Genomic DNA, 1735 nt, shown 5'->3' with positions numbered 1-1735 from the left:
CTAATTGGCATGAACAATTTGATCCAACGTTTCAACAACCCATTGATTTAGGCTCTTGCCGTCTGCCGAAGCCCTTGATGCTATTTCAGCGTGCAATTTAGTGGGAATGCGAAGGTTGAATTTGCCGGAATACTCTTTATATGGTTCGATACCTTTTTCTTTGCAGACATCAAGAAATACCTTCAATGATTTTTTAAACTCCAAGCGCAACTTATCCGGTGTTTTACCATAGAAATCAGCACCCCCGTTGAGCCCAAGTATTTCACCCCGAAACATATCGATCTCGGCATCGTATTCGATTTTTGCCTTACGCCCTTCAACTGTCATGATATTCATGGTGTAACTCCGTGGCTTTCCAACCATTTGCGAATGCTTGAGACCGCACCTTTGTCAGTGACTGGCGTTGGGTGTGGCCGATGGAATACTCTTACCTCATTAAATAAAACAACCGCCACTCTGGAACCTTCACGTTCGCTCACCTCAGCGCCAAGAGCAACGAATAATGCTTCAATATCATCCCACTTGATACTGCCACTGACAGGTCGATTGAAAATGAGTTCCAGAGTCTTCTGATGTTTCCGTTTCATTCGCCATATAGTACCAAATTATGGTACTTTGTCAAGAATATTCTGACCGAACAAAAATGGCTATCATACGTGATCATCGGGGGCATTTTTCACAGTCGTGGTAGGAATGCCGGTCACCCAACACCCCCCACAGATCCGGACGTGAAGATTTCCCTCATCCGGTTCCTCGGTTCAGGTTCTTTTACCAAACCATCAACCACTCAGGCGACACCCCGAGTGGCGCATGACTATGCTGCCCTTCGGATGGCTTACGCCAATCCCACACACTCTACTGAAATTTGGTGATACGGTTTGTAGTCTCGGTGTGCCTCCCGTAGTTCCTCTCAGTAGATCGTCATGTCCGTGGAACATCCCGAGAAAGCGGGGCTTCGTACTCCGGTTACCCGGTTTGAACGTGGATTTCACTACTGAGTCGGTGGCTAACCTTTGGTCAGGTAGGACTTTCACCCACTGGGTAACAATAATCAATTTCATCCCGATTTACGTGGATTCCCAAGTCTCGGATATACCTTGGCACGAGCATTTGTTTTGTTAGGCCAGCTTTTTCCATTCATCAAAAGTAATGGCGCGTCCTATAATTCCTTCGACTTCATTTATCATCATACGTAACTGAGGAACTGAGTATCTGGAATGGGATGCCCTAATTTTAAGCCGACCAATACCCAATCTTCAAGCGTAGAGCGCAATTCATCTTCACACTCTCGTAATGTCTTACCAAAAGCGATGACTCCTTTGCAGGATGGAATACGCCCAGAAAATGTTCCATCTTCAAGCTTGTCATATTCTGCTTGAGATAAAGCATTTTCGATGTAACCCGTAAGAATAAATTGCAACATTTACCTTTACCCCCTTTAATAAACTGCGTGTATTATGAGTTGAGCGGCATCAGTGTCAATAAATGGAAAATATTCCACCTAATTTTTATATGTCCTTGAGTTTTCATCATCGTGTAATTATACCAGCATAGTATGGAAATAGGCAAGTCGGAATTCGGAGCAGATCCTCAGTTACTGATCATGTACCCTGGATAAAGGCAGGAAGTCTATAGATTGTAAGTCGCTCCTGCTTTGAGCACCTCTGTTTCAGCCGTAAGTTCATGTTTAAATCGTTGGATTGAGTAATCACAGGTATCGTGCTCAGAAAGCAAT

Annotated in this window: 3 protein-coding genes; all 3 read right to left on the bottom strand. The window is 44.3% G+C overall.

Annotated elements, in window-relative coordinates:
• The gene (locus U9Q77_12740) at nt 1-336 is read right to left on the bottom strand and encodes a type II toxin-antitoxin system HicB family antitoxin (GenBank protein ID MEA3288225.1); all 336 of its coding nucleotides are present in this window, start codon (nt 334-336) and stop codon (nt 1-3) included.
• Nucleotides 333-587, bottom strand: coding sequence for a type II toxin-antitoxin system HicA family toxin (locus tag U9Q77_12735; protein ID MEA3288224.1), 255 nt, complete (start codon nt 585-587; stop codon nt 333-335). The genes U9Q77_12740 and U9Q77_12735 overlap by 4 nt, the downstream gene beginning before the upstream one ends.
• 599 nt (nt 588-1186) lie before the next feature.
• A complete protein-coding gene (locus U9Q77_12730) occupies nt 1187-1423 on the bottom strand; it encodes a type II toxin-antitoxin system HicB family antitoxin (protein ID MEA3288223.1) in 237 nt (78 codons plus the stop codon).
• Nucleotides 1424-1735: the final 312 nt, after the last annotated feature.

This window comes from Candidatus Neomarinimicrobiota bacterium, assembly GCA_034716895.1.
Classification (GTDB): Bacteria; Fidelibacterota; UBA8477; order UBA8477; family JABMPR01; genus JABMPR01.
Note: the sequence above shows the minus strand (reverse complement) of the source record. Positions and strands in the feature narration are given on the sequence as shown.

What these genes read in the sequence shown, in the direction of transcription:
- U9Q77_12740 (MEA3288225.1), bottom strand. Translation starts at nt 336, where the DNA reads ATGAATATCATGACAGTTGAAGGGCGTAAGGCAAAAATCGAATACGAT.
- U9Q77_12735 (MEA3288224.1), bottom strand. Translation starts at nt 587, where the DNA reads ATGAAACGGAAACATCAGAAGACTCTGGAACTCATTTTCAATCGACCT.
- U9Q77_12730 (MEA3288223.1), bottom strand. Translation starts at nt 1,423, where the DNA reads ATGTTGCAATTTATTCTTACGGGTTACATCGAAAATGCTTTATCTCAA.